16 protein-coding genes and 2 riboswitches are annotated in these 21,704 nt (G+C 60.3%); of the genes, 6 read left to right on the top strand and 10 right to left on the bottom strand.

What is annotated here, in order from left to right; genetic code table 11:
- The 3 genes from B1781_RS02105 to B1781_RS02095 all read right to left on the bottom strand — a co-directional run bounded on the left by B1781_RS02105 (position 1) and on the right by B1781_RS02095 (position 6,501).
- On the bottom strand, positions 1 to 909 hold the full coding sequence (locus B1781_RS02105; protein ID WP_078118097.1) for an FHA domain-containing protein: 909 nt from the start codon (positions 907 to 909) through the stop codon (positions 1 to 3).
- Positions 910 to 1,012: 103 nt separating this feature from the next.
- Positions 1,013 to 4,480 (bottom strand): caspase family protein, encoded by a 3,468-nt coding sequence (locus B1781_RS02100; protein ID WP_078118096.1) that lies wholly within the window; start codon positions 4,478 to 4,480, stop codon positions 1,013 to 1,015.
- 407 nt (positions 4,481 to 4,887) lie between these two features.
- Complete coding sequence (locus B1781_RS02095) at positions 4,888 to 6,501, bottom strand: FHA domain-containing protein (protein ID WP_164513217.1); 1,614 nt, start codon at positions 6,499 to 6,501, stop codon at positions 4,888 to 4,890.
- Positions 6,502 to 6,814: 313 nt separating this feature from the next.
- Here B1781_RS02095 and B1781_RS02090 point away from each other — a divergent pair, with 313 nt between their 5' ends.
- Together B1781_RS02090 and B1781_RS02085 are read left to right on the top strand one after the other, a co-directional pair.
- Positions 6,815 to 7,630: an alpha/beta fold hydrolase gene (locus B1781_RS02090; RefSeq protein WP_078118094.1), complete on the top strand. Its 816-nt coding sequence runs from the start codon at positions 6,815 to 6,817 to the stop codon at positions 7,628 to 7,630.
- 92 nt (positions 7,631 to 7,722) lie between these two features.
- Complete coding sequence (locus B1781_RS02085; RefSeq protein WP_078118093.1) at positions 7,723 to 9,009, top strand: serine/threonine-protein kinase; 1,287 nt, start codon at positions 7,723 to 7,725, stop codon at positions 9,007 to 9,009.
- 50 nt (positions 9,010 to 9,059) lie between these two features.
- Here B1781_RS02085 and B1781_RS02080 read toward each other — a convergent pair whose 3' ends face one another.
- Both B1781_RS02080 and thiC read right to left on the bottom strand, forming a co-directional pair.
- Positions 9,060 to 10,523, bottom strand: coding sequence for an autotransporter outer membrane beta-barrel domain-containing protein (locus B1781_RS02080; RefSeq protein WP_078118092.1), 1,464 nt, complete (start codon positions 10,521 to 10,523; stop codon positions 9,060 to 9,062).
- A 555-nt stretch (positions 10,524 to 11,078) separates the two neighbouring features.
- Positions 11,079 to 12,971: a phosphomethylpyrimidine synthase ThiC gene (gene thiC, locus B1781_RS02075; RefSeq protein WP_078118091.1), complete on the bottom strand. Its 1,893-nt coding sequence runs from the start codon at positions 12,969 to 12,971 to the stop codon at positions 11,079 to 11,081.
- A 40-nt stretch (positions 12,972 to 13,011) separates the two neighbouring features.
- Positions 13,012 to 13,105, bottom strand: a riboswitch (TPP riboswitch).
- A 98-nt stretch (positions 13,106 to 13,203) separates the two neighbouring features.
- Positions 13,204 to 13,297: riboswitch (TPP riboswitch) on the bottom strand.
- A gap of 339 nt (positions 13,298 to 13,636) precedes the next feature.
- Between thiC and B1781_RS02070 the strand changes: the two genes are divergently transcribed.
- From B1781_RS02070 to B1781_RS02060, 3 genes are read left to right on the top strand one after another with little or no spacing between them, the layout of a single operon-like run.
- Complete coding sequence (locus B1781_RS02070) at positions 13,637 to 14,299, top strand: protein-L-isoaspartate O-methyltransferase family protein (protein WP_078118090.1); 663 nt, start codon at positions 13,637 to 13,639, stop codon at positions 14,297 to 14,299.
- A 27-nt stretch (positions 14,300 to 14,326) separates the two neighbouring features.
- A complete protein-coding gene (locus B1781_RS02065; RefSeq protein WP_078118089.1) occupies positions 14,327 to 14,647 on the top strand; it encodes a rhodanese-like domain-containing protein in 321 nt (106 codons plus the stop codon).
- 10 nt (positions 14,648 to 14,657) lie between these two features.
- Complete coding sequence (locus B1781_RS02060; RefSeq protein ID WP_078118088.1) at positions 14,658 to 15,179, top strand: hemerythrin domain-containing protein; 522 nt, start codon at positions 14,658 to 14,660, stop codon at positions 15,177 to 15,179.
- Here the strand turns inward: B1781_RS02060 and waaA are convergent.
- Genes waaA through hldE form a run of 4 tightly spaced genes read right to left on the bottom strand, consistent with a single transcriptional unit; the run spans position 15,163 to position 19,802 of the window.
- Positions 15,163 to 16,419: a lipid IV(A) 3-deoxy-D-manno-octulosonic acid transferase gene (waaA, locus tag B1781_RS02055; RefSeq protein ID WP_174575396.1), complete on the bottom strand. Its 1,257-nt coding sequence runs from the start codon at positions 16,417 to 16,419 to the stop codon at positions 15,163 to 15,165. The genes B1781_RS02060 and waaA overlap by 17 nt on opposite strands.
- Complete coding sequence (locus B1781_RS02050; protein ID WP_334223854.1) at positions 16,416 to 17,201, bottom strand: aldo/keto reductase; 786 nt, start codon at positions 17,199 to 17,201, stop codon at positions 16,416 to 16,418. Before B1781_RS02050 ends, waaA begins: the two co-directional genes overlap by 4 nt.
- The gene (locus tag B1781_RS02045) at positions 17,192 to 18,364 is read right to left on the bottom strand and encodes an FAD-dependent oxidoreductase (RefSeq protein ID WP_334223853.1); all 1,173 of its coding nucleotides are present in this window, start codon (positions 18,362 to 18,364) and stop codon (positions 17,192 to 17,194) included. The genes B1781_RS02050 and B1781_RS02045 overlap by 10 nt, the downstream gene beginning before the upstream one ends.
- A gap of 13 nt (positions 18,365 to 18,377) precedes the next feature.
- A complete protein-coding gene (gene hldE, locus B1781_RS02040) occupies positions 18,378 to 19,802 on the bottom strand; it encodes a bifunctional D-glycero-beta-D-manno-heptose-7-phosphate kinase/D-glycero-beta-D-manno-heptose 1-phosphate adenylyltransferase HldE (protein WP_078118086.1) in 1,425 nt (474 codons plus the stop codon).
- 125 nt (positions 19,803 to 19,927) lie between these two features.
- On the opposite strand from hldE, the gene B1781_RS02035 reads away from it, so the two are divergent.
- Positions 19,928 to 21,028 (top strand): DegT/DnrJ/EryC1/StrS family aminotransferase, encoded by a 1,101-nt coding sequence (locus B1781_RS02035; protein ID WP_078118085.1) that lies wholly within the window; start codon positions 19,928 to 19,930, stop codon positions 21,026 to 21,028.
- Here the strand turns inward: B1781_RS02035 and B1781_RS02030 are convergent.
- The gene (locus B1781_RS02030; RefSeq protein WP_078118084.1) at positions 21,023 to 21,703 is read right to left on the bottom strand and encodes a BUD32 family EKC/KEOPS complex subunit; all 681 of its coding nucleotides are present in this window, start codon (positions 21,701 to 21,703) and stop codon (positions 21,023 to 21,025) included. The two genes, B1781_RS02035 and B1781_RS02030, sit on opposite strands and share 6 nt — an antisense overlap.
- Position 21,704: the final 1 nt, after the last annotated feature.

Genomic DNA, 21,704 nt, shown 5'->3' with positions numbered 1-21,704 from the left:
TTATTGCGCATCGGCTTCGCCTTCGGCCCAGAAATAGACCACCTTGCCTGCCGTTGAACGTGGTCGGCGGCCGAGGCTGATCCAGCCCTCCCCGCGCAGAATCAATTCGTCATCGTGGATGAAGACTTCGCTGTCGTCGATCTGCACATAGGTGCCATTGGTGCTGTGATCGGCCAGCACGAAGCAGGAATGCAGGTAATCTACATGGGCATGGTCACGTGACGCAAAGTCCGATTCAATCGCTATGTCGACGTCACCACCGCGTCCGATCGTGATGCGCGATGTATCCGGCTGCAGCACCATCTGTTCGTTGCGCCAACGCAGCCGCAGTTTGCCCACCCGGGTCACGGCCTGCGCAGCACCGATCGCCGGTGCAAGCCGAGTCGCCACGTCTTCCTGCCAACTGACGGCGTAGACCTTTCCTCGCCCATCGCACAACTCTTCCCGCCACTCATCGGGGTCCACTTCCGACAGCTTGTCGCGCAAGGCCAGGTCGAAATCGGCGGCACTGCTCAGGCACGCCAGTGTCTGTGAGGAGGAAGCCAAACGCGCCAGTTCGCGACTCTTGGCAATCGCCAGCGAAGCATCGCCATTGCCAGCTGTCTGCCGCTCGTCAGGCGCCACCAGGCCGATCTTGATGATCACACCGTGCTCATGCGCTTTGGCTGCCGCGAACTGCTGCATGCGCCGCGAGATCATGAGTGCACTCTCCGGCGCGTCAAACCCGACTACAATGTCGCCAGCCGACTCATTCACCAACTGCGCCGATTCATCCGGCAACAAATCGATCAGTGCGTTTCGAATCCGCTCCGCGCAAGATTCTTCGTGCTCGCTGTAGGTAGCGCGGGCATCGCGCGAACAGGAGATCCGAATACTGACGATGGTCTGCCCCTGCGACTGGTTCGGCATACAGACACCTCCCCTCCGATTGTTATCGTTTATGCGCAGTCCAAACAACGACTGAACCGCGGCTCACCCCGCCAACTATCGGTCGGCGGAGTGAAGCCCGTTGTTATTTTGCAGCGGCTACACGCGTCTCATGCTGATCGAGTACGCCCAATACACCGCGCCGCGGCAGGAAGAAGAACTCGCCCGCCTCGTGCCCGGCAAACTTGATCGGCGCATATTGCGGATCCTGCTCGACATTCAACCGCGCCGCCTGATTCTTCACCCGCGACTGCAGTTTGCGGTACAGGCTGTAGCCTTCGAGAATACCGTCGTTGTTGCGCAGCACATCCAGCAACGCTGCAGTAAAGATCGAGTGATCGCCGCCGCCGGAATCCAGCACCGGCTGAAGCCCACCGGACGTCAACACGGCACGGGCACGTGCGCCGGCCATGATCTCGTACCACTGGTCCTTCTTCTGCTTCGACATGCCGGTCTCGAGACGGGCAACCGACGAGCGCGTCATGGCGCCTGAGTAGCACGAGTCGGCAATGACAAGCACATGCTTGGCAGACATCGCGTTCAATATGTCGGTAACAGCGACGTTGGATATCCAGTTGGCCGAACTGTCGGGCTCCGCATCGACCGGCAACCAATGGCCGCGCAGGTTGACGTTATCGAGCTCGCCATGACCTGCATAGAAGATCAGCAGGTTGTCTTTCTCCGTCAGGGTCGCGCGCAGATTGTTCAACGCAGACAGGATCTGATAACGCGTGGCGTTGAGCAGCAGGGTTGTCTCGAACCCATACTTGCTCTCCAGCACACTGGCCAACTCACGCGCATCGTTCTCCGGCGTTTTGAGCTTCTGCATCTTGGTGTATTCCTGGTTGCCGATAACCAGGGCGTGATACCGACCGAAGTCGACCTTGTCGCCACCCGACGGAGGCGTAGCCCCACCGGTCGACCCCGAGCTTTCCTTCGCCTTCTTCGCTGACGGCGGGATCACGTAGAAGTCGAGCGCGGTACGGTTTCCAAGCTCATCGACCGCGACAATGTTGACCGGCGTACGCGTACCTTGCAGCGACAAGGATTCACGGAACAACCCGTTACCACTGAGCGTACGGCTGCGATCGTTGATCTTGAAGGTTACCAGGCCCTTCTCGGGGCTCACCCGGCCGACCACATCGACAGACTTCGTCGGTGAACGCAACAGCACACTCGGCGCGCCGCGGGTGACCGCCAGCGGCGGCTCGATGATCTCTATCGTCGGACCGTCGGTTGAAGTGGTTACGACCGACGTGGATTTCGGACCCGAGATCGCCTGCTCAGCGGCTGAGATCTTGGTCAGCAGCCGTTGAATCTCTTTCTCGCGCTGTACGACCTTGGCCTGCTCGGTTTCGAGTTGCGATTCAACCACGTCGAGCTGCGCATTCTTGCTCTCGCTGGCTTCGAGCGAATCCTGCATCACCGTCAGGCGGGACTCGAGCTGCTTGATCTTGCTCTGCTGGCTTTCGACTGATTCCGACAGAGTCGACTGGTTTTGCTGCGCATCGACCAACTGGCGTTGCATTGCCTGCTCGTTGCGCTGCTGTTCAGCCTCCAGCTGCTCAACCTCACGACGCCGGTCCTCGAGCTCTTGTGACTTCTGCGCGAGGCGTTTCTTAAGACCTTCGATTGCAGTGGAACTCGATGCCAACGAAGCCTCGCTTTCGCTCAACTGAGTTTGCAGCAAGGTGATCGTTTCCCGGCTTTTCGCCAGATCACGGTCGCGCGTTGCAGCAACCTTTTGGGCGGTTGCCAACTGCTCCTGCAGATCGGCATACGCCACGTTCTGTTCAGCAAGCTGCTTGGTCAGAGACAGACGCTGCGCATCGGCCTTGTCGAGTTGCGTGCGGACATTTTTCAACTCGGAAGACTGACTCAGCGCCGGCGCCAACTTGGCTTTCAGATCCTGTATGGTCTTTTCGCGCTGCGCGACTTGCTGTTTGTAGTCCTGCTCGCGCTGTTGTGCATCGGCCAGTGCACGCGACGATTGCCCGCGCTGCTGCGACAGTTCCTGCTCGAGCGCCGATACCTGTTGCTGGGTGTCAGCAAGCGATTCTTCTTTCTGTTGCAACGCCGCAGCCAATGCACCGATCTCGTCACTGTCGCTGCTGCGTTGTGCGCTGCGTAGCTGGTTCAAGGTCGTGCGTAACTGATCGACGGCGGCCCGGCTGGTCGCCAGTTCACTCTTACGCGCTTCGAGTTCGGCCTCGACCTGCGGCACGCGCTGGCGCAACTGCGCCGACTCTATCTGTACCTCGGCCAACTGACTGGTGAGGCGCAGACGTTCCTGCTGCGATTCGGCCAACAGCACACGCATCTCTTCATACTCACCCTGACCTTCAAGCAGCGAAGCGAGCTTTTCCTGGGTACGGGCATACTCGGCTTCGCGCGCGTTCAGATCGTTCAGCAACTGCGATTTCTCGAGTTGGGTGTTGGCCAGGCGCTTGGTCAGTCGGGTAAGTTCTTGACGGTCGCTGGCAAGCTGCGTGGAGGTCTTCTCATAGCGCTGCTGCAGCTCGTCGGTATCGATAGACGTAGCGGCGCTCCCTTCAGTTTGCGCCTTCAATAGCTTTTGTCGGGTGATATCAAGATCACGTTGAGCGATCTGCAGTTCGCGTTTCTTTTCCTGCAGCTCGGCTTCCTGCTCGGTCAACGAGGCGCGCATCTTCTCGCTGTCTGCCTGCGTATCGGCCAACTGCGCGAGAAGGCGGCGTCGGTCTTCCTGTGCACTTTCGAGCTGTTTGACCAATTGCTCGTCACGTACCACAACCGGAGTCGCTTTGGGGGTGCTCGCCGAGTTGTTTTTGGCCACCTTACGCAACGCCTGCACACGCTGCTCTTTGGCCGCCAACGAGCGTCGACTGCTGGCGAGCCGATTTTCGGCGGTCTTCAGTTGGCCGCGAAGTTTTCCGACCTCCTGCTTCAAACTGGCGTGCTCGGCCTTCACCGCTTTGCGGTTGGCCATCTCAACTGACGATACGAACTCGAGTTGACCATCGTTGAGACCGGACGCCTTGCGATACCAATTCATGGCTTCAGTGAGATTGCGCTCCACTCCAAGCCCGCTTTCATACAGGTAACCGAGATTGATGAGTGCGCGCGTATTGCCTTGCTCCGCTGCCTTGCGATACCAGGCCATCGCCGTCTGGTAATCGGCCTCCAGTCCCAATCCCTTTTCGTAGATCTCACCCACATAGACCTGGGCATCGGCGTCGCCCTCTTTCGCTGCAGGCAACCAGATTCTCAGAGCGGTACGGTAGTCGGCACGATCATAGGCGACGTATTCACCACCGCGAATTTCGCAATCGGTGCCGCTGGTCTTGATTGCCTTGCGTGGCGCGACGAACGTGAGGTTGGACCCGAGCTTGCGGATCTGGCCCGGTAGCAGACAATCGACAACCAACAGGTCATCTGCATTGCCAACTTTGGCGCCTGGCGCGAGATCGGTACGTTGTCCATTGGATTGGCACCCAGCAAGTACGATTGCAGCAGCCGACCCCGTGGCCAACAACAGTCGCCTGAGGGTCGATCTTGTGTTTGTCGGCATCATTGTCTTATCACCTCTCTGCCTGCATTGGCTCGCAGGCTTTACTCCTGACGGGCTGGCGCTACGGCGCCGACCTCAATTGTTCACCCAAAGCGGGTACCGCTCTTTTGCATGGCGTACGCCGCAATTATTGGCCGCTTCTTCGATGCGGACAATGTAAGTCCACCCCGCCTACCGTAGGAACGTTTCCAAGCACGGCAATTATGCTGCGGCACATCTAGCCTACTGAAAGCAGCAAACACCGGGCCAACACGGCGAATTACGCTTGCAAGCGGGTTTGCGCCGCATTGTCGGGCTAGGCACTGCAATTATTGATGGACATGACCAGACTGTTGGGAAAGTTCGTCTGCCCATAGCTAACATTTTTAGCCCTCCAGTTCCTTCTCGCGGAACCCCCAGGCCGTCAAGGGCTACCCGGCCGAGCGAACCTCAGTCTTATCAATAGCCGCTTGGTTTCCGGTTGATACGCGCACGGTCTCTGCCGGTGCGGCGTCAGGCAGTGAACTCTGCACCTGAGTTTCGCCGGCGGTGGATACCGGCGCGGCGGCCAACTGGGTGGATTCGGTCGTCCGCGATATCGGCACGTTGGAGCGCGCCCGTTCGGTAACGATGTCGAACGAAAACTCGTATACCGCAAAACGCAGGCGATCTCCGGCCTTGAGTTTGCGTTTGCCCTGGATGCGTTTTTCGTTGACGAAGGTACCGTTGTTGCTGCCCGGATCGATGACCCAGTAGACCCCATCGACGTATTCGATGAACGCATGCTCACGGCTGATGACATCGTCGGCAATCGTCACACAGACAACATTCGGGCTGTTGCGGCCTTCAGTGCGCGACACTCTCACCAGTCTCTCGGTGATCGGGTAATCGATCTGGCCGGTAACGCCGTGGATATCGCGCAGGTAAACGCCCGGCTCACGGGTCTCGTCGACCGCCGCGCGCTTGGCGAACAGCACCGGCAGGCGCCCTTTCAACAGGAAGACGATGACCCCTGCGATGCCACTCGCAAGAATGGCAATGGCCGCCAATTTCATCATCTGCCCGTCGTGAGCAGGCGCCGCCTCATCCGCGAGGTCTACACCGCCCGGCGTGGCCGGAGCCGTGGTTTCGCTTGCAGCGGTTGCTTGTTTGGCACGCTCAAACAGAAAGTTGGCATTCTTCAGTGGATCGGCAGTCACCTCTGCACTCGCAACCGCGGTTCCCGCAGCCGGTGCCTGTGTTTCAGTGATTTCATTGATCTTGGCAATCACCGATTCATCGTTGACCGCCGGGGTATGGGCCGTCTTGCGCGCGGCAGGCGCAGCCTCCTTGCTTGCGTTGTCGCGATCTACGCTGACCGCATCCTCGTCGGCCTGTTCCGCTTCAGCGATCATCATGCGCCGTGTCATGTCGAGCTGACCGACCAGACGTTGGCTCAAGGCGGTCAATTTGGTGCCGGCCTGCGCCGCGTCATCGGCATGGAAGTGTGCGCCGAAGGTATTGGCAGCAATTCGCTTGACCAGGGCCTGATCAGCCTGCTCACCGATAGTCAGCGCGAACACCGGAATTGCCTGTTCTTTCGCGTGACCGGCCAGGACCACACCTGCCCAACGCTTGAATGACTCGTCCTGCTCGGCGTCACCCGTGGTGATCGTGCCTGCCTGCACCAGAACCACCGACCGTGGCGCGGTGGCATCGCCGCGTGCATCCAACTCGTACAGGGCGCGCTCGAGCCCGGCGCCGACGTTGGAATGCGGCGAACTGAAGGTCAGACCGTCAATCGCGCGCAACAACGCCGGTCGATTTTCCGCCGTCATCGGCGCTATCTGGGCCTGCACAGAGGCCAGATCGTCAAAGGCAATCAAACCCACCCACGAGGTATCAGGCAAATTGCCGACGTAAGTCTTGAGTGTTTCAATAACGGTATCTGAAAGGCCTGCGCTTGCGGCTGTCGACGAATTGTCGACAAGAATCACGAGGTCATAACGATCAGGCGACGATTCGTCAGCGAACGCGACCGGCGCTGTGGCCAACAACAACGCCAAGCAGAAACGCCGGAGCAAACTTGTTGCCCCGGTAGCGGTAAACCGAGATGTTGAACCGTGTATTTTCATCCACTACCACCGCAATGCCCGATTGACTTCCGCCCCGTGTCCGACCGATCTCGGCCGCTCCTGGGAACGTAATCTCCGCCGCCCCTCATTTTCAGATTTTAAAAGTATACAACATGCCCTTTACAACAATTGCAGTACGCAGTGTCAGAAAAATCCGAAGTATTAAGCGATTGAATTCGTGCGATTAATTTCACGTTTGACGATTAAATTCGTTCTAACTGCAATCATTGTTACGGGTTGTTCGTTGTCGCGCGAAGCACGTTTCACAGATATCGCCACACGTGCCGGCTTCGAAAGCGGTACCGTGACAAGCGGCGAGTACGAACTACGTTTCTACAAGCATCAAACGGCTGCCGACCCGAATAAGCTCACGATCTACCTCGAAGGCGATGGCTCGCCCTGGGTCACACCCAGCATCGTCGCGCGCGACCCTACTGCCCGCCGACCTACCGCGCTGGAATTAATGTCCCACGACCCCGGCAACACGCTCTATTTGGCACGCCCCTGCTATCACCAACCGGAAGCACCCGGCTGTCCACCTCGCATGTGGACCGACGGCCGGTACTCGGAACTCGTCGTGGACACCATGGCGGACGCTATCCGGTCGCTAACGGACAGCAGCGGCAACGGCCCGGATATCCGGTTGGTTGGATTCAGCGGCGGCGGCGTGCTTGCGGTGCTGCTGGCCGAGCGCGTGCCGCGCGTTACCGAGGTCGTCACGCTTGCCGCCAACCTCGACACGGAAGGCTGGACCCGTTTTCACCGATATTCAAAGCTAGGCAGTTCGCTCAATCCCGCGGCGCGCGCGCCACTGCCGGAACACATCCATCAGTTGCACCTGTTTGGTGGCGAAGATGCCAATGTGCCGCCACATCTCGCCCGGCCGTTTGCCGAAAAACAGCAGAACGCGGTGGTCGCCGTCGTTCCCGATTTTGACCACCAATGTTGTTGGGAGGCCGCATGGTCTAAAGTATTGGCCTCGTTGTCCCGATGGACAGATATCTGCAGCGATCTGCGCACCCATCATAGGGACATCGACTGCCGGCGAACGACGGACTGACAGAAAAACGAAACCATGCATTGCAAGTATGTTTTACAGGAACGGCCGACTTCCGGCCTCGTTGCGAAGCGCCACATGAGTCGAGGTCGGACGTGCTGATACCCGGTTACAAGATTTTCGACGTGCTGGGCGAAGGCGGCATGGCGACGGTGTATCGCGCCCAGCAGGAGTCGCTGGGGCGTGAGGTCGCAGTCAAGATCATGTCTGAAGAACTCATCAATTCAGACAAGTCGTTCTGCGATCGCTTTCTCAAGGAAGGCAAAATCATCGCCAAACTGCGTCACGAACACATCGTGACGATCTACGACATCGGTTGCACCACCGACAACCTCTATTACATGTCGATGGAGTACTGCAACGGCGGCACGCTCAAAGAGCGCATCCGTTCGCCGGATGGCGTCAGTGACCCGATCACCATCACCAAGCACATCGCCCGAGCGCTTGGCTACGCGCACGACAAGGGCTTTGTTCACCGCGATATCAAGCCCGGAAACGTGTTGTTCCGCGATGATGGCTCGGCGGTTCTGTCCGATTTCGGCATCGCCAAAACGATGGACGACCGCACCCAGTTGACCCAGTCGGGCCTGGCCATCGGCACGCCGGAGTACATGAGCCCCGAACAGGCGGTCGGCTCGAAACTCGATGGGCGTTCGGACCTGTATAGCCTCGGGATCGTGCTGTACGAGATGCTGGTCGGCAAGAAGCCGTTCGTCGGCGACGATGCGGTATCGACGGCGTTGATGCAGTTGCAAAAACCCGTACCGCGCCTGCCAAGCCAGCATTCGCGAATGCAACATATCATCGACGGCTTGATGGCGAAGAACGCCTCGGACCGCTTTCAGACCAGCGACGAACTGATCGAAGAACTCGACTCGCTACGCAGATCGGCGGCGGCGCAGCATTCGCACGGCGATGCGACACGCACCTTCGTGGTCTCGACCAAGGACGTGCCATCACCGACACGAATCAAGACCCATCAGCAGGACGACACCTCGTCGTTCAAGAAGTGGGCAGCAATTGCCGGCGCGACACTCGTTGCAGTTGTCGGGGTCTGGCTGGGCATCCGCAGCGTCGGCAATGACGAGACGCCACAGACGAAGACAACCGTCGTCACCGATCAACAGCTGCCCGAGAACAAAACGCAAGACAAGGTCGAGACGGTCGACAATAACCGGCTGGATGATGTCGAGCTGACCGAATCACAACGCAAGCTGAACCGGCTGCTCAGCATCGCCAGGGCACATATGGCGGTAGGCCGACTACGCAACCCGGTAGGCAGCAATGCCTTCGAAGCCTACAGCCTGGTACTGGAACTCGATCCGGGCAACCGTGAAGCGAAAGAGGCGCTGGCCGAGATCGACCGGACACCCCCCAACTGATTACCGACGAACCAGGCGACCGGAGCGGCCGCCTGGTTCCGCGGCATCAATTACTCAAACTCGCCGCGCACACCAAGGGTGAAGCGGTGATCGTTGAAGTACTCGTGGCCGAGCAGGGTCTGGTAATCGAAGAACACCTGCATGCCATTCGGCGCAACCGTTGAAACGCCAAGCCCCAGTTCGAAGTAGTTGCGATCAGGATCATCCGTAATCGAGATCAGCTCGTTGCGACCGGGGTCGACGGCGTAGATAGCCGACATTTTCTGCGAATCGTTCATGAATTCATGAACCCAGCCCAAACGGCCCTGCGGCACCAGCACGCCCCAGCTGGTGCTGTACGAGTAACTGAAGCGGCCACCGATCACGGAAGTGAGCGACTCCCAGTCCTGGCTGTCGACTTCGAGGTTCAAGCCCAGGGCACCACTCTCGGTGTAGCCGTCCACGTCGGTGTAGTTGTATTCAAGACGCCCATAAGGACCGTAGGTCAGATTGCCGCGGGCGAAGTCCATACCGCCACCGACGCTGGCCTGAAATCCGTCGCTATCCGTGTCGCCTTTGGCGGTACGGATAACCGTATTCGCCGGGTTGACGGCATCGGGCAGATAGATCGTGCGCTTGGTGTCGAAGCTGGTACGCATATAGCCGATCAAACCATCGATGTAATAGTTGTCGGCGTAGTAGGTACCGTATGCGCCGATACCGAAGGCATCGGAATCGATCCCACCGCCGGGAATACTGGCGATACCCGGCGCGGTCGAGATATCGTCGAAGTCGACTTCGCCGTTACGATAGTTGACCAGACCGCCGACGATGAAATTCGGCGTTACCCGGTAATCCATGCCGACATCGAATCCCCATGAGTCGTAGTCAAAGCCGTCCTCGTTGTCGGTACGATCACGATCACCGAAGCCGCCTTCGATGTTGGCGAAGAAGCCCCACGGCCCACTGAACAGGTCACCGGCCGCGCCACCGCGCTCACCCGAATACGACGAACTCGCATCCGCCATGTTGGTAATCCCATTGCCGGTGAAACCGAAGCGATTGCCTGCCCGCACGGCCTGCAAACGCGCCGTCGCTATGCGCGATTGTCCCGCCGACATGTCACGCGCCACGGCGTTGGTTGCTGCGAGTTCTTCTGCAGCCACCGTCATCACTACGTTGCCGAGGTCTTCGGCATTGAGGCTCAGGGAGTCCGCGGTTGCGCCGGCACCGCCGGCGATGGAATTTGCGGTATGCACCATGGCGCGACAGCGGTCGAACAGATCCTGCTCGAGCGCATTGGTTACGGGTATCGAACCAGAAGCAAACTGGCCACAGACGGTCTGCACGGCGTCACCGGCACGCTGCTGGTTCTCGGTAGCACCGAGCGAACCCAACGTTGTAGTGGGTTCGTAGGCCATCGCACTGCCAGCCACACCAGCCAGAGCGAGCGTTGTGATCTGGCGAACGATCGGTGGACCGGATTTTCTTTTCGGCACACGTCCCATACGTGATTGCGTTTTTTCTTTATTCATTGACTAGGCTCCCCAATAGGTTTTGTGATTCTAATTCGATCTGCGCGGCATCGCGAGAGAGGCAACGAGCGAGCACTCACACCACCTGACCGTTACCGGCCGCGTTAGACGTGATCCACTTTGTGTCGAGCCTCGATATCCGTTAAAGCGAAGCAAAATTTTCGCCAAACTCAAGTTTTTCGTGACTCGACACCCGCAATGGATGGACTCACCTGCAGTTAAACAGGCACTTTAGGGATAGTTTGCTGGCACCCGAACGGTGCCGAAACCAATGATTTACCCGGGTTTGTGTCAGATTTCGGCTACAGCAGACGAGCAGTGACGGCATGCGCGCCGTCCGGCCGTTTGGCCGAGGCAGCCGCGAAACAGAAGGGCGCGAACGTTGCGGGATGCCCGACAGGCTGTTCGATCACATCGCACACAATTGGCGATCAGCAGCGATAAAGTCGGCCCACACCGAACATGGTCCGTATGGCAGCGACCTGCTGATCTTCAGAGATCGGCAATATGCGCGAGAGCGATTCCGCCCCAGCTGGCTCTATCGCCTGCGGCGAATCACACCGGCTTGTAGATCTCCGCGCCTTGCTTGCGGAATTCTTCGGCCTTCTCCTTCATACCCTCTTCCACAGCGACATCGATATCCTTGAACTTGTGGCTGGCAGCGTATTCACGCACATCCTGCGTGATCTTCATCGAGCAGAAGTGCGGACCACACATCGAACAGAAGTGCGCCACCTTGGCGGAATCTTTCGGCAAGGTTTCGTCATGGTATTCGCGCGCCAGATCTGGATCGAGGCCGAGGTTGAACTGATCTTCCCAGCGAAACTCGAAACGCGCCTTGGACAAGGCATTGTCACGCACCTGGGCGCCGGGCAGGCCCTTGGCCAGATCCGCGGCATGTGCTGCGAGCTTGTAGGTAATGATGCCCTCGCGCACGTCGGCCTTGTTCGGCAGGCCAAGATGCTCTTTCGGCGTCACGTAACAGAGCATGGCGGTGCCGTACCAGCCGATGTTGGCAGCGCCAATACCTGAGGTGATGTGGTCGTAGCCGGGCGCGATGTCGGTGGTCAGCGGGCCCAAGGTGTAGAACGGCGCTTCGAAGCAGTCACGCAGCTCCTTGTCCATGTTCTCCTTGATCATCTGCATCGGCACATGACCGGGGCCTTCGATCATCACCTGCACATCGTGCTGCCATGCGACCGTGGTCAACTCGCCCAACGTCTCGAGTTCGCCGAACTGGGCCGCATCATTGGCATCGGCGATCGAACCGGGGCGCAGACCGTCGCCGAGCGAGAACGACACATCATACGCCTTCATGATCTCGCAGATGTCTTCGAAGTGGGTGTACAGGAAGTTTTCCTGATGATGCGCGAGGCACCACTTGGCCATGATCGAACCGCCGCGCGAAACGATACCGGTCACCCGGTCCGCCGTCAGCGGCACGTAGCGCAACAGCACGCCGGCATGGATGGTGAAATAGTCGACGCCCTGCTCGGCCTGCTCGATCAGCGTGTCGCGCACGATCTCCCAGGTGAGGTCTTCGGCCTTGCCGTCGACCTTCTCCAGCGCCTGGTAGATCGGCACGGTACCGATCGGCATCGGCGCATTGCGCAGGATCCATTCGCGCGTCTCGTGGATGTTCTTGCCGGTCGACAGGTCCATCAGGGTGTCGCCGCCCCAGCGCGCCGACCACGCCATCTTCTCGACCTCTTCCTCGATCGACGAGCTGACCGCCGAGTTGCCGATGTTGGTGTTGATCTTCACCCGGAAATTGCGGCCGATGATCATCGGCTCGAGTTCGGGGTGGTTGATGTTCGCCGGTATGATCGCGCGCCCGGATGCCACCTCGTCGCGCACGAACTCCGGCGTGATCTGCTCGGGCAGGTTGGCACCGAAGCTCTGCCCCGGATGCTGCCGCAGGAGCTTGGCGTAGCGCGGATCGGCGCGCATCTCGTCGAGACGCTGGTTCTCGCGGATTGCAACGAACTCCATCTCGGGCGTGATGATGCCCTGCCGCGCATAGTGCATCTGGGTGACGTTGGCACCGACCCTGGCGCGACGCGGCGCGCGGATGTGCTCAAAGCGCAGATGGGCAAGTTCCGGGTCTTGCTGGCGCTCGCGGCCGTACGCCGAGGTTGGCCCACCGAGCTGTTCCGTGTCGTCGCGCTCAGCGATCCACGCCGAGCGCACATCGGGCATACCCTTGAGCAGATCGATGTGCACGTCTGGATCGCTGAACGGCCCCGAGGTGTCGTACACCGTGACCGGGGGATTCTCTTCAGCACCGAAACTGGCCGGAGTCGGCGACTGGCTGATCTCGCGCATCGGTACCCGGATATCCGGACGCGACCCGGTGACGTAGACCTTGCGCGCATTCGCGAAAGGCCGGGTGACCTCCTCGGACAGCTCGCTGGCTTTCTTGATGAAATCTTCCGGAATCGCGCTCATCGTGTGTCTCCAAGGGCGGGAAAGCGGAGACAGGACGCCGGAGGGCGGTGTTTAGCTTTCCTACGCCAGTACTAACTGGTTCAGGTTCGAGGGTATTTCTCAGCCCGATCGTGCGGGCACCCCTAGCTGTGTGCAATTTTACGCACCATCCCTGGTGCGGTCATGAGCCCTGATTGGGCCCCGGCCCTGCCATCCATGGCACGGCGTTCGTTCAGCTGCGAATGTCCACCGGACATTCGGTCTTCACTCACCCTACGCCAGTACTAACTGGTTCAGGTTCGAGGGTATTTCTCAGCCCGATCGTGCGGGCACCCCTAGCTGTGTGCAATCTTACGCACCATCCCTGGTGCGGCTGTGATGTCGGCGAAGCCCGCTGCTGAGGCGGTCATCGTCCGACCTATGATTCCGACTGTACCAGTGAGATATTCGCTTCTCCACTGCAAAGTGAGCGGGAAACGTAGAGATTGGTCGCGATCTGCACGACCATTGTCGGTGCGCCAGCAGGATCTGGACGAAAAACGCGCTGAAGAGTGATCGCCGGCGCCATTAAGGGCGCTCATGCATGACCAGAAAACCTCTAGACTTCAACCACTTGCCGCGGCGCGGCTGAAACCTTAGTCTATGCCGTCCACTTCCCGACCAATCGTAAGACCCTGGAGACGCGGATGCTCGCCAACGATCTCGAACTTGCTCGCTTCAACATGGTGGCCCAGCAGATCCGCCCCAACGAGGTCATCGACGAGCGGGTGCTCGAATCCCTGCAGGCCGTACCGCGCGAGCGGTTCGTCAGCGACGAGTACTGCAAACTGGCGTTCGCCGACGTCGAGATCCCCATCGGCGAAGGCGAAGTCATGATGAAACCGTTGCTCGAAGCGCGCATGCTGCAGGCGCTGCAGGTTGAGGCGGACGACAGCGTGCTCGAAATCGGAACCGGCAGTGGCTTCATCACAGCCTGCCTTGCGCGTCTGGGTGGCGTAGTGACCAGCTACGAGATTCACCCTGCATTGAGCAAAGCCGCTTCGGATCGCCTGACCGCGCTCGAAACCAAGCATGTCGAATTGGTCACCGGCGATGCGCTGAATGCCAGCCTGGCCCCCGATACCTTCAAGGTCATCGCGGTGACCGGCTCCCTGCCAACCTATAGCGAGTCGCTGGAGATGCTGCTGGCACCCGGCGGCCGCATGTTCGTCGTCGTCGGCGAGGCGCCGGCGATGACCGCGATGCTGGTAACGCGCAACGACGATGGCGAGATCTGGAAGGAAAACCTGTTCGAAACGGTCGTGCCGGCGCTGCATAATGCGCCGCAGCCCAGCCACTTCACGTTCTGATCCACGACCCAACTCAAGGTAGGCAGTATGCGCGAGTTAAACGCCAGGCAGTTACGCGATTATCTCGCCGATACCGACGCTGACCCTCTGTTGCTGGACGTTCGCGAGCCCTGGGAGTACCAGATCTGCCGCATCGATGGCTCGCAACTGATCCCCATGGGTCAGCTGCCGGCCGCGATGAACGCACTCGACAAGCAACGCGAAACCGTGGTGATCTGCCACCATGGCGTGCGCAGCCGCCAAGTCGCGATGTATCTCGACTACCAAGGCTTCAGCAACATCATCAACCTGGCAGGTGGCGTCGACGGATGGGCACGCGACGTCGACCACCAGATGCCGACTTACTGACCGAGCGCCGATGTCGCTGCTCGGTGACGCCGCACCCGATTTTTCCGATCCACTCGGCCTATTGGCAGCGTGCCACCAGCGCATGCTGAACCATTGCCAGTTGCTCGAGCGCATGCCGGCCTGGTTGGATGAACATGGTGTCGACGACGAGATGCAACGCGGCATCTCCAGCGTGTTGCGCTACTTCAACACCGCCGCGATACATCACCACGAAGATGAGGAACAGGATCTGTTCCCGTTGCTGACGAAAGACCCGGCGTTGTCGGCATTGATTGAACGCCTGCAAGGTGAACATCGATCGCTCGAATCGCACTGGCGCAATCTCGCTGCCGAACTCGATAGCCTGCGAAACGGCCACCCGACGTCGGCGCTCGCCAACTCGATCATGGCGTTCACGGGCGCCTATCGTTCGCACATCGATGTCGAAAATCGAGACGTCCTACCGGTTGCAGCCACTTTACTCGATGAAGGACAGCTGCATCGTCTCGGCGTCGCCATGGCGCGCCGCCGCGGTGTCACCTCAATGGAATGAGTTCGAGCAAACGCTCGAGCGCCCCCCGGTTCTTCATGACCACGCGTCGACCGTTTTCACCGACCTCGGCGCGCTTGCTGGCATCGTCGAACCAACTCAGTACAAGCTCGGCCAGTTCCACCTCGCCGGCCACCTGTACGGCGGCACCCTCCGCCATCAACAACTGGCTGATCGCAGCAAAGTTGAATACGTGCGGACCGAAGCAGACCGCCACCCCCTGAGCCGAGGCCTCGAGCATATTGTGCCCCCCCGTCTTCACCAGACTGCCGCCGATGAATGCCACATCGGATGACCCCAGCAGTATCGGCAACTCACCCATGGTGTCGCCCAGATAGACCTGGGTTTCGGCATCGTAACCGCCCTGTTCGGAACGCCGGGCCACGTCAAAACGTTCGCGCTTGCACAGGCCGGCGACCCGCTCGAAGCGCTCCGGATGACGCGGCACCAGGATCAGCAGGGCATCGGGTACGCGTTCGATGATTTTATGGTGGGCGAACAGGATCAACTCGTCTTCACCCTCGTGCGTGCTGCCCGCCACCCAGACAGGCCGCCCTCCCCATTCGCGTCGCAGCACCTCGACCTGCTCCTCGAGACTGGCGGGAATGCGCATGTCGAACTTGATACTGCCGGTTACGGTTACCCGCTCGTGCGGCACACCGAGATCGCGAAAACGCTGCGCATCTGCGTCGTCCTGCGCGGCGATACGGTCGATGCGCGAGAAGGTCTCGCGGGTGAAACTGCCCAGGCGCGCGTAACGCTGGGCCGACTTGGCCGACAAGCGCGCGTTCGCCAGCAGCGTGAAGACACCGTGTCTGCGGCATTGATACAAGAGATTGGGCCAGATCTCAGTCTCGACCATCAACAGCACGCGTGGCCGGACCCTGCGCAGGAAACCGGTCAACGCCAGCGGCAGATCGTACGGAAAGTAGACATGAAAGACCTGATCGCCGAGTTGTTCGGTAACGCGCGCCGAACCGGTAGGCGTGGTTGTGGTTACCGTGATGGGTAATGTCGGCTGGTCTTCGAGCAGACGACGAATCAGCGGTAGCACGGCCTGCACCTCGCCGACAGAAACGGCGTGAATCCATAGCCCGCCCCATCCGGCCGGCGGATCGAAGCGCCCGAGCCGCTCCGACCAGCGCTTGCGATAGGCCGGCGCCTTGATGCTCCGCCATAACAGGCGCAACAACACCAGGGGAAACACCAGGTACAGGATCGCGGTGTACAACCAGCGAATCATGCGGCGCCTTCCAACACCTGCTGCAGAAGACGCACATTGCTACGCAGATGGTCAGGGTTGATGGTGCCGACAATCATGCTCGACACGCCGGGCTGCGCAAACACATGTGCAAATGACTGGCGCACGCCGTCCTCTCCTTGCACATGACCGCTCATCAAACCCTTCTTGATCAACACACCCTTGTGCTGTTCTGCGGCCGCTTGCAGCACCGGCAGTTCATCGTTGTAGTCGACATTGCAGGTCGCCATGACGACATCCATATCGCGCACCACGCGCAGGCCGCCTTCTACCGTCTTGCTCGACATGCCGTGAGCACGGATCAGCCCGCGCTGCTTCAAGTCGATAAGCGCCGAAGCGGCACCTTGGTTGTCGAGGATGGCGAGATCGTTGCCATCCGAATGGATCAGCACGCAATCGACATAGTCGGTTTTCAGCGTCTTCAAGGTTTGCTCGACGGTCGCAACCGTGTGCTCATAGCTGAAGTCGAAACGCGATTCACCGTGCTCGAAGATCTCACCGACCTTCGACACGATCACCCAGTCTTTGCGCTGCGCGCCCAGCATCTGCCCCAGCCGTTGCTGACTGCTGCCATAAGCCGGTGCCGTGTCCAACAGATTGATGCCGAGCTCGCGCGCCAGGGCCAGCAGCTCACGCACCGCATTGTCGCTCGGCAACTCGAAGGCCTGCGGGTATTTCACCTGCTGGTTGCGGCCGAGCTTGACCGTGCCAAGCCCCAAGGGGCTGACCATGATGCCGGTGCTGCCGAGCGGTCTTAATTCCACGTGCTCACCCCGTGCCAGGGCAGTTCGCCAACCGGCGGCCTGGGTAAAGACAGCTGTGCTACCGCGGGGCCCGGCGCGACATCTGCTGCGACGAGGGCATCGAGCACCAACGAAGCGACGCGCGGCGCGAAGGCCAATTTGGTCGGCCAACAGGTAATTATTCGGTCATCGTGATCGACATAGGCATCGTCGGGGCGCTTACCGCCAGGTGTGGCGACTTCGGCCCGGTCGATCGGCAAGGTAGCCCATTCGACATTGCCGGCGTCGACCCATGGCAACAGCTCTGCCAGTTCGGCCTTGCCTGCCGCGATCTGCTCGGCCGGGGTGCGGCCCACGCCCTCTTCGGCCACCTGGCCACCGAGATACCAGACAACCCGGCCATCGGGCTCCGGATAGCTGGTGATCGTCAACCTGGGGTTGGCGCTGGCGCCGAGGCAATGCGCATACAGCGCCGGGAGATGGCCGCGCAGCATCAGCATGTGTAGTGGCCGCGTCTGCATGCGAGGCCGATTTCGTCCCGCAGCGGCCAGCAGCCCCGCATTGCCTTTGCCGGCAGCCAGGACCACCGCCTTGGCTTCAATCGCTACCTCGTCAGACAAGCTCACCTTCCAGCCCGACGCGAGGCGTTCGAACGATGAACCTCGGATCGCATAGCAGGCGTCGGATACCTGTTCCGCCAGCGCCTGTACCAGCGAGGCATTGTCCAGCACAGGTTCGTCGAGTCGATAGACACTGCCGCGAAACTGCGGCGCATCGAACGGTGCTGGATAGTCTCTCGATGGGAGCGCCTGCATGCGGCTCTGCATGACCTTGGCGGCGAAGAAGCCTGCCATGCCCGAAGCCAACGATCCACTCGACCACAGGTATTGATGCTCGGCCAGCAGGCGCACCGCGGAAAGGTCGATCTCACCCGTTCCGGCCAGTGCCGCTCGCCAGATCGCCGGCATCTCGCCGATCGCCATGGCCGAGCCGGTCAACTTGCCGGTCAATGCGTACTTGGTGCCGCCGTGAATGATGCCCTGTGAGGCCAGGGTTTGACCGCCCCCCAGCGCGTCATTTTCGAACAGGCAGGCCGCGTAACCGGCGGCCCGCAGGCGGGCCAGGGTCCACAGGCCGACGATGCCACCACCGAATACCGCTATGTCGATTCGCGCGTCAGCCAACCTGCTACCGCCTTCACCCGCGCTCGCGAATCGAATCGACGATCCTTGTGGTCGAAATACCATCGACATAGGTCAGCACGGCGACGCTCCCGCCGGCATCGCGTACGCACTTGGCACCCGGGATCTTGTCCGGGTCGTTGTCGCCGCCTTTGACGAGGTAATCGGGCGCCACATCGCAGATCAGGCGCTCGGGTGTCTCCTCGGCGAATGGCACCACCCAATCGACGCAGCCGAGGGCGGCCAGCACGTGCATACGGTTGGCCAGCGTGTTGACCGGTCTGTCGGCACCTTTCAGCGCGCGCACCGTCTCGTCAACGTTAACCGCGACGACCAGTCGGTCGCCCAACTTGCTCGCCTCTTCGAGATAGGTCACATGGCCCGCGTGCAGGATGTCGAAACAGCCATTGGTCATCACCACGGTTTCACCACGCGCACGCGCCGCATTCACCGCTTCGATCAGCTGATCCTCGCCAACCACGCCATGGTCGATCGTGCGCTGCGCCGCAAGGGCCTGCGCCAGCTCGCGCGTGGTCACCGTCGCCGTACCCAACTTGCCGACGGCAATACCGGCGGCGGTATTCGCCAGCTGGGTCGCCGAATCCAGCGGCAACCCAGCTGCCAGGCCTGTGGCCAGCGTTGCGATCACGGTATCGCCGGCACCGGTGACATCGAACACCTCACGCGCCTGGGTGGGCAGGTGATGGGGCTCGCGCTCGCGTTGCAGCAACGTCATGCCGTGTTCGCCACGGGTGATCAGCAGCGCATCGAGGTCGAACTCGCCGATCAATTGCTGACCACGTTCGACGATCTGCGTCTCGTCGGCACACTGCCCAACGACCGCCTCGAACTCGGCGAGGTTCGGCGTGATCAGCGTAGCGCCGCGATAGCGGGAAAAATCGCTGCCCTTGGGATCGACCAGAACAGGCTTGCCGGCGGATCGTGCGGCCTGGATATAACGCGGGATGTTCCGCAGCGTGCCTTTGCCGTAGTCCGACAAGACAACCACGGCGCAGTCGCTGAGTTCGGCTTGCAGCGCCTGTACCAGCTTTGCATCGTCAAACCCGGGAAAGCCATCTTCGAAATCCAGGCGAATGAGCTGCTGGTGCTGGCTGATGATGCGCAGCTTGGTGATGGTCGGAAACCGCGCCTCTCGCACGAAGCGGCACGCGACCCCAGCCGTACCGAGCACCTTTTCCAACTGATCGGCCGGCTCATCGTCGCCGGTCAGCGCCACCAGATTTGCGTGCCCACCGAGACTTGCAACGTTCAGCGCGACGTTGCCGGCGCCGCCGGGTCGACCCTCGTCTTCATCGACTCTGACCACCGGAACCGGCGCCTCGGGCGAAATCCGCGAGGTCGCTCCGTGCCAATAACGGTCGAGCATCAGGTCGCCGGCGATCAGCACGCGCGACTGGTTGAAATCCGAAAGTTCTTTCATCTACGGTAGCTAGCAACTAAACCCGTGCATGCTAGCATGTCGGCCTCGCAGGCGGCGGCCCCAATCAGACGAGCCGCCGGCGGAGCACACCGCTACGGTATTTTTCTTCGAAGGCTAGGCGACCCATGCAATTCATCGATCTCAAATCCCAACAACAGCCGATCCGCGCCGACATCGAGCAGCGAATCGCCAAGATTCTCGATCACGGCCAATACATCCTCGGCCCCGAGATCGGTGAGATGGAACAGGTACTTGCCGAGTACGTCGGCGCAAAACACTGTATCTCGGTCGCCAGCGGCACCGACGCGCTGCTGATCGCGCTGATGGCGCTCGAGATCGGCTCTGGCGACGAGGTAATCACCACGCCCTTCAGCTTCATCGCCACGGCCGAGGTGATCGCCCTGCTGGGGGCGACGCCGGTGTTCGTCGATGTCGACGACAAGACCTACAACCTCGACCCTGCAAAGATCGAAGCCGCGATCGGACCAAAAACCAAGGCCATCATGCCGGTCGGCATCTTTGGCCAATGCGCCGACATGGATGCAATCAACGCGATCGCCGCAACACATGGCCTCCCAGTGATCGAGGATGCCGCGCAGAGCTTCGGCGCCGAATACAAAGGCCGCAAGTCGTGCGGCCTGTCGACCATCGGATGCACCAGCTTCTTCCCGGCCAAGCCACTGGGCTGCTATGGCGACGGCGGCGCCTGTTTCACCGACGACGAAGCGCTCGACGCACGCATGCGCGAACTGCGCAACCACGGCCAGGATCGGCGCTACCACCACCCGCGTGTCGGCATCAATGGCCGCATGGATACGCTGCAGGCCGCGGTCATCCTGTCGAAGATGTCGCTGTTTCCCGATGAAGTGCAAAAGCGATCCGCGCTCGGCGCAAAATATTCACAGCTGTTGGCGGAGGCCAATTGCACGACACCCCATATCGCAGACGGCAATCTGTGCGTGTACGCGCAGTACACCCTGCGCGTCGCGGACCGGGACAGTCTGGCGAAACAACTTGGTGACAATGGCATACCGACGGCGGTGCATTACCCGGTCACACTCGACCAACAACCCGCACTGGCGAGTTGCTGCCGGGTTTCGGGTGAACTGAACAATGCGCACAAGATCGCCGAAGAGGTCATCAGCCTGCCGATGCACCCCTACCTTTCGGACGACGATCAACGCACGATAGCCAATGCCGTACGCGAAGCTGTCGGCGATCTATAGGCGCTCCGGCAGCGCAGCCGCGAAATCGTCGAGCAGTTGGGCGCGCAGTTGCCGCGACCGTGAATCCCCCAGGGCTGCGGCCGCCAGGTACGCGTCGACAAAGCGTTCTGCTGCATGAAAATGCAAGGCATCGAGAAATTCGGCGCTGCGCAGTAGGTGCCGGAAGTTTCGGCGGCGGCGCTCGATATTGAACGGCAAGAGCGGAAACCGCATATCGCCCACATCGATGAGGCCGAAGCCGTTGTCTGGCAGCTGCAAGACGTTGCCGGGATGCAGCGATCGAAAGTAGATGCGCTTCGCATGCAATCGCGCAATGAAGCGTGCATATTCTTCGAAGACCTGATCTGCAGACTCGCTAGCCTCATTCAGCAATGCGTCGAGCGGCGTCCCTTCCAGGCGTTGATAGACGACACCATGACGACGGATCGCGTGACAATAGAATATCTCGTCGACCTCGACACAGGGGACTCCGCGTCGGCGCAAGCGTTTGGTGTTTCTTAGGAACCTGAGCGAATAGGGATAGAACATCGACGATGTCCACCAACGCTTGATTCTGAAAAGCTTGATGACCCGGTTATCCCTTGCCCGGTACACCTTGGGACCAAAACCGTCGGCACGCAACAGCTCGGCACCCGCGATCAACGCCTCAAATTCTTCGGCTTTGAGAAAACGCACG

The sequence above is a fragment of the Thiosocius teredinicola genome, from assembly GCF_002009425.1.
Classification (GTDB): Bacteria; Pseudomonadota; Gammaproteobacteria; order Chromatiales; family Chromatiaceae; genus Thiosocius; species Thiosocius teredinicola.
This window is presented reverse-complemented; position numbering and strand designations above follow the sequence as displayed.